At 66.2% G+C, this 6,058-nt stretch carries 7 protein-coding genes and 1 pseudogene; 1 reads left to right on the forward strand and 7 read right to left on the reverse strand.

All coding sequences use genetic code 11. The features are described from left to right. The 5 genes and pseudogenes from F604_RS13085 to F604_RS0103085 form a co-directional block, all read right to left on the reverse strand. A pseudogene (locus F604_RS13085) lies at window positions 1-408 on the reverse strand (hypothetical protein); the annotation flags it as partial. A gap of 162 nt (window positions 409-570) precedes the next feature. Further along, window positions 571-1,179: a GTP cyclohydrolase I FolE gene (gene folE, locus F604_RS0103070; protein WP_019550381.1), complete on the reverse strand. Its 609-nt coding sequence runs from the start codon at window positions 1,177-1,179 to the stop codon at window positions 571-573. 38 nt (window positions 1,180-1,217) lie between these two features. Continuing rightward, a complete protein-coding gene (locus F604_RS0103075) occupies window positions 1,218-1,910 on the reverse strand; it encodes a gamma carbonic anhydrase family protein (RefSeq protein ID WP_015718262.1) in 693 nt (230 codons plus the stop codon). Next, on the reverse strand, window positions 1,891-2,271 hold the full coding sequence (locus F604_RS0103080; RefSeq protein WP_015718263.1) for an NUDIX hydrolase: 381 nt from the start codon (window positions 2,269-2,271) through the stop codon (window positions 1,891-1,893). Before F604_RS0103080 ends, F604_RS0103075 begins: the two co-directional genes overlap by 20 nt. Further along, window positions 2,262-3,128, reverse strand: coding sequence for a DUF1028 domain-containing protein (locus F604_RS0103085; protein ID WP_019550382.1), 867 nt, complete (start codon window positions 3,126-3,128; stop codon window positions 2,262-2,264). Before F604_RS0103085 ends, F604_RS0103080 begins: the two co-directional genes overlap by 10 nt. 52 nt (window positions 3,129-3,180) lie before the next feature. Here F604_RS0103085 and typA point away from each other — a divergent pair, with 52 nt between their 5' ends. Next, entirely contained in the window at window positions 3,181-4,944 is a 1,764-nt protein-coding gene (gene typA, locus F604_RS0103090; protein WP_019550383.1) for a translational GTPase TypA, read from the forward strand. Window positions 4,945-5,102: 158 nt separating this feature from the next. Here typA and F604_RS13420 read toward each other — a convergent pair whose 3' ends face one another. Both F604_RS13420 and F604_RS0103105 read right to left on the reverse strand, forming a co-directional pair. After that, a complete protein-coding gene (locus F604_RS13420) occupies window positions 5,103-5,228 on the reverse strand; it encodes a hypothetical protein (RefSeq protein WP_015718269.1) in 126 nt (41 codons plus the stop codon). Between the two features lie 62 nt (window positions 5,229-5,290). Beyond that, window positions 5,291-5,974 (reverse strand): hypothetical protein, encoded by a 684-nt coding sequence (locus F604_RS0103105; protein ID WP_019550384.1) that lies wholly within the window; start codon window positions 5,972-5,974, stop codon window positions 5,291-5,293. Window positions 5,975-6,058 lie beyond the last annotated feature (84 nt).

Raw genomic sequence — 6,058 nt, forward strand, 5'->3', positions numbered from 1 at the left:
GAGTAGGGGGTTCCATCGGGTAGTCCGATGGGTAAAACTCCAAACGAACACCCGTGGCAGAGCCAGAAGCATTGCGCTCGCCTGCCGATACGGAGTCAAGGTCTTTCTGGGCCCGGACGGGGCCTTCGGGGGAAACCCCGCGTGCTTTCCCGCAGGGAAACACCCTGGGAAGCCCCGGACTTTAGTCCGGGGAGTCGTCACAAGAGCCTCCCGTAGATGAGGGTTAAGAAGGCTTTCGTAGCTTTCCCCTAAGACTTTTCGGTGCCAAGCCTCCACCTGGCCGCGCCCCGCCAAGGCCAAGGCGGTGGCCGCCCGCTCGTGGAGCTCGTGCCTCCGGCCCGGGGACAGGGTGGAATAGAAGAGGCGGCGCTCCGCCTCCCTGGCGAAGCGATACCCTCCCTGGTACACCAGCCACCCCTTGCGCTCCAAAGGCGTGGGGGATGCGGAAATCCCCATTGCGGTGGGAGGCATCTCCCCTGAGATGGCGGTGCCGGGGTGCGAGGTGCCTGCGCCTCCGCAAAACCCTGACTAGAAGCACCGGACCAAGCCCCCCTGTCTAGGCGGGGGGGTTCACTTTAGGTGGCTCAGGAACTCCTCCCGGGTCTTCTGGCTTTCCCGGAAGACCCCCAGCATGGCGCTGGTGGTGGTGCGGGAGTGCTGCTTCTCCACCCCCCGCATCATCATGCAGAGGTGGACCCCCTCCACCACCACCCCCACCCCCTGGGGCTCGAGGATCTCCTGGACGGCCTCGGCGATCTGCACCGCCAGGCGTTCCTGCACCTGCAGCCTTCTCGCAAACATGTCCACGATGCGGGCGAACTTGGAAAGGCCCAGGATCTTCTCGCCCGGGATATAGCCGATGTGCACCTGGCCGAAGAAGGGCAGGAGATGGTGCTCGCACATGGAGTAGAACTCTATGCCCTTCACCACCACCATCTCGCTCCCCTCGGCGGGGAAGAGGGCCCCGTTGACGATGGCCTTCAGGTCCTGGCGGTAGCCCCGGGTGAGGAAGGCCCAGGCCTTGGCCACCCGCTCGGGGGTTTTCAGGAGGCCTTCCCGGCTGGGATCCTCCCCGATGACCTCCAGCCATTCCGCTGCCAGGCGCTTCAGGCGCCCCAGGTCCACGTGGGTTTCAAAGGTAAGACCCGTATCCTCGAGCTCCACCATCTTGCGCTCCATCTTGCCACCTCCGTTCCTCCCCCTGTGTGGCCTCGGGCTCACTCCGGGGCGAGGAAACCCTCCTCCACCAGGGGCAGGGCCTCTTCCAGGGCCAGGGGAAACCCCTGGGAAGCCCGCCTTAAGGCTTCCAGGGCTTCCTTCCGGGTGCGCTTCAGGTGGAGGTGAAGCTCGCTAAAGGGGTTTAGGGCATCCTGGCCTCGCAGGGTAAGGCGGTAGCGCCTGGGAAGGTCCATGGCCAAAAGCCCCTTCCGGTACCGCTCCGCCAGGGCCCGGTACCGGGGAGCGTTGCCCGGGGGCTCGGCGGGACCCTTGACCCGGGCTGGAACCCCCAGGGCCAGGGCGCCCTCGGGGATCTCCATCCCTGGGGGAACCACCGCCCCTGCCCCCACCACCGCATTCCTGCCCACCCGGGCCCCGTTCAGCACCACCGCCCCCATGCCAATCAGGGCTCCTTCCTCCACCACCGCCCCGTGGACCACCGCCCGGTGCCCCACGGTAACCCCAGCACCCAAAAGGCAGGGAAAACCCGGGTCCGCGTGGAGAACGGCGCCATCCTGGACGTTGCTTCCCGGGCCGATCACCACCCGCTCCAGATCCCCCCGCACCACGGCGGCAAACCAGATGGAGGCTCCCTCCCCCACCTCCACCTCCCCCACCACGTAGGCCCCGGGGGCGATGAAGGCGCTGGGGTGCACCCTGGGAAGCTTGTCCTCAAAGCGGTAGACGCTCAAGGGCCACCTCCAGAAGGCGCAGGTCCTCGGGGAAGGAAAGGAGCAAGCGGGCCTCCTCCAGGCTGAACCACCCCAGGCCCGTCATCCCCTTTTCCAGGCGGGGCTCGCCGGTGCCCCGCATGAGGAACCAGTGCACCTCCCGCTCCACTCCCTTGGCGTTCACGTAGCGGGTGGGGAAAAGGGGAGCCAGGACCTCCGCCTTTACCCCGGTTTCCTCCAGGACCTCCCGCACCGCGGCCGCCTCGAGGGTCTCCCCCAGCTCCGGGTGCCCCTTGGGGAAAACCCAGAAGCCCATGCGATCGCGGAGGAGGAGCACCTCCCCCTTCTCGTTGAAGACCACACCTCCCGCCCCTAGCTCCATGGATACCTCCTCTTGAGATAGCTCAGGGTGGCCTCGTCCACCTCCGGGCCTCCCTGGTAGCGCTCCTCCAGGTTCTCCATGCCGATCAGGGCAAGAAAAGCGCGCTCCGTGGCCTCGTCAAACTCCCCATGCACTTCCCCTGCGTAAAGCCCAAGGCTCCGGAGCACCCCCTGCAACCACCGCACCTCCTCCGGGGCCAAGGGGCGGCGCTCCTTGGGCCTTTCAAAGAGGAGGCGGTGGAGGGAAAGCAGGCGGAAAAGCTCCTCCACCGGCTCCGGGTGGTCGTCGGCCCGGAGGTCGATGTACCGGTCCCAAAGCCCTCCGTACCCCTTGCCCTCCCCCACCACCAGAAGCGCCGCGGACTGCTTGCCCCTTTTATCCCCTCCCGCTTCCTCCCCCGCCTTTAAGGCCAGAAGGAGCCTTTCGGGAAAAGGAACCCGTTCCTCCTGCAGGAAGGTTTCCACCATGGCCTCCACCACCTGGGGACCTGCCAGAAGGTTGCCCTGGGCGGCGAATCCCTTCCCCGCCCTCCCCCCGGCCCAGGGATGGCACTCCCCTCCGGTAAAGGTGAGGGCCTCGCCGCGGGCGCTCACCAGGCCGAACTGGCGCCTTTCCAACCCGGGATCGGTGCGCCGGAAGGCCTCTAGGACCCCTTCTGGGCTTGCCCCTTGCTCCAAAAGGGCAAGCCCCTGCGGCCCAAAGCGGGGGTTGGCGTAGGACTGGGTGGCGATCGCCCCCACCCCCGCCCGGGCAAAGGGGACCACCGAGCCCACCGCCAGGAACTTGCTGGCCACGGCCACGCCCAGGTCCCCGGTTTCCGGGTCCTGGGCCACCAGGGAAAAGGTGGCCACCACCATGCCCCTATCCTACGCGCCCCCGCGTGGTAGAGTGGGGGGATTGGGTGCGCCCATGGAGATTAGAAACATTGCCATCATTGCCCACGTGGATCACGGGAAAACCACCCTGGTGGACGCCATGCTCCGCCAGGCCAAGGCCCTGGCCAAGGAAGAGGGGGAGCGGATCCTGGACTCGGGCGACCTGGAGAAGGAGCGGGGGATCACCATCCTGGCCAAGAACACCGCCGTGGTCTGGGGTGGGGTGAAGATCAACATCGTGGACACCCCCGGCCATGCGGACTTCGGTGGGGAGGTGGAGCGGGCCCTTTCCCTGGTGGACGGGGTGCTCCTTCTGGTGGATGCCGCCGAGGGCCCCATGCCCCAGACCCGGTTCGTTCTGCGGAAGGCCCTCCAGGCTGGGCTCAAGCCCATCGTGGTCCTCAACAAGGTGGACAAGAAGGAGGCCCGCCCCGACGAGGTGCTCAACCTCACCTTTGACCTCATGGTGGAGCTGGGGGCCACGGAGGAGCAGCTGGACTTCCCCTACCTCTACGCCATCGGCCGGGATGGCCGGGCCTGGCGGGAAGTACCCAAAGAAGATCTCTCAGAGCTTTTCCAAACCATCCTCGAGCACATCCCCTCACCCAGGTGGGAGGAAGGGCCGTTCCAGCTTCTGGTGGCCAACCTGGACCACTCCCCCTACCTGGGGCGGATCGCCATCGGCAAGGTGGCCCGGGGCCGGGTGCGCAAGGGGGAAAGCGTGGCCATCTTGAAGGAGAGCGAGGTCCTTTCCGCCAGGGTGGTAGCGGTCTACACCCACCAGGGCCTGGAGCGGGTGGAGGTGGAGGAAAGCCTCCCCGGGGACATCGTGGCCCTGGCGGGAGTGGAGGGCGTGGGAATCGGGGACACCCTGGCCGCCAGAGAAACCCCCGAGGCCCTTCCCCGCCTTAAGGTGGACGAGCCCACCGTGGCCCTCACCCTCACCGCCAACACCTCCCCCTTCGCCGGACGGGAGGGAGCGTACGTGACGGGTCAGAAGCTGAAGGAGCGCCTCCTTAAGGAGCTTCGCACCAACGTGGCCCTCCAGGTGGAGGAGGTGGGCCCCGAGGTCTTTGAGCTGAGGGGCCGGGGGGAGCTCCATCTGGCCATCCTCCTGGAAACCATGCGCCGGGAGGGCTACGAGTTCAGCGTGGGCCAGCCCCGGGTGCTCACCAAGGATGGCCTCGAGCCCTACGAGCTGCTGGTGGTGGAGGTGCCCCAGGACCGCTTCGGAAGCGTCATGGAGGCTTTGGGAGCCCGCCGGGCCGAGATGGTGCACATGGAGGTGGGGGAGAGGGTGCGGGCGAAGTTCGTGGTCCCGGCCCGGGCCCTTTTCGGCTTCCGTAGCCTTTTCCTTTCCCTTACCGGGGGGGAGGGCCTTCTAAGCCACACCTTCCACGGCTTCGGCCCCGAGGCCGGCCCCATCCCCACCCGCACCACGGGAAGCGCCGTGGCCATGGAGGCCGGGGTGGCCACCGCCTACAGCCTGAACCGCCTGCAGGAGCGGGTGCAGTTCTTCATAGAACCGGGCACCGAGGTCTACGTGGGCATGATCGTGGGGGAGCACGTGCGGGAAAACGACCTGGATGTGAACGTCACCCTTGCCAAGAAGCTCACCAACATCCGGGCGGCGGGCTCCGATGAGAACATCCGCCTGGTACCCCCAAGGCGGCTTTCCCTGGAAGAGGCCCTGGAGTTCCTGGCCGAGGATGAGCTTCTGGAGGTAACCCCCAAGAGCCTTCGCCTGCGCAAGAAGGTGCTGGACCCCGCAAAACGCAAGCGCCTGGTGGGGAAATAGCCCCCTAAAGGGTGCAGGAGGTTTGCCTTCATTGGTGATGGGCATCATCGCCATCCTGTTGGGGGTTAACCTGATAGATTTCGCCTCCATCTGGCTACGAAGCCGCCTGGTATAACAAAAAGGCCGGGCTGGACGCCCGGCTCTGGGCTCTTTACGCTTTACTCCTCTTCCCGCTCCCCGTAGGTTTCCAGGGCTTCTTGCCACGCCTGGCTGATCTCCTTGGCCTGTTCCATCTTGACCTCCCTGAGGCTAAGGGTAAGGGGCGGGAGGGGCAGGCGTATCAAGGTAAAGCAAAAACCCGTACACCCTGGGGTCGGTGTAGCCTCTGCCACCTACACCAAAACGCTCAGGACTGGAGAAGGGCCTCCGCCTCGAGGCGGGCCAGCACACCCTCCAGGCTTCCCCCCTGCCAGCGCTCCACGGCGCAGACGGAAAGGGGAAACCGCTCCTTAAGCCTTCGCGCCAGTCCTGCCGCATCCTCAGGCCGGCTTCCCTGGAGGACCAAAAGATACCCTCCCGCCAGGCGGAAGGCCAAGTCCCCCCGGCGAAGCTCCGCCTGGAGCTCTTCAGGAGAGGCCGGGGTGGAAAGGTAGACCAGCACCAAGGGGCGCCTTAGGGTCAGGCCTTCCAGGGCCCCGGCCAGGCGGCGCAGGTCTTTTTGCGAACCGATGCCCTCCGGGGCTGGCAAAAGGGGCGCCTCCCGCCCCGTGCCCAGGAAAAACGCCGTGGCCAGGGCCAAAGCCCCCAAGGCACCGCCCAAAGCGGTGTACCCATAGGCCTCGAGGCCCGTGATGGCCAGGGCGCTCTCCAGGGCCATTTGAAAGGCCAGAAGCCCCAGGCCTAAAACCAGGAAAAACTGCACGGAAAAGGCCACGGGGAAACGAGAAAACAGGCTCCCCGCAGCCGAAAGAAGAAGGGCGGAAAGCAAAAGCCCAAGCCCCCGCTCCACCTGGCCCAGGGGTTCGGCCAAGGCCAGGGGAAGAAGCCCCAAAAGGAAGAGGCCCCAGGGCAGGAGGAAAAGCCAGCGCATGCTCCTTCCAAGCCTACCATGCCTCCCCTTACCCTGGCCTTAGAGAAAAGAGGGGGTGTGGGGGAGCTATAATCCCCCGGTTTT

Source organism: Thermus scotoductus DSM 8553 (assembly GCF_000381045.1).
Taxonomy (GTDB): domain Bacteria; phylum Deinococcota; class Deinococci; order Deinococcales; family Thermaceae; genus Thermus; species Thermus scotoductus.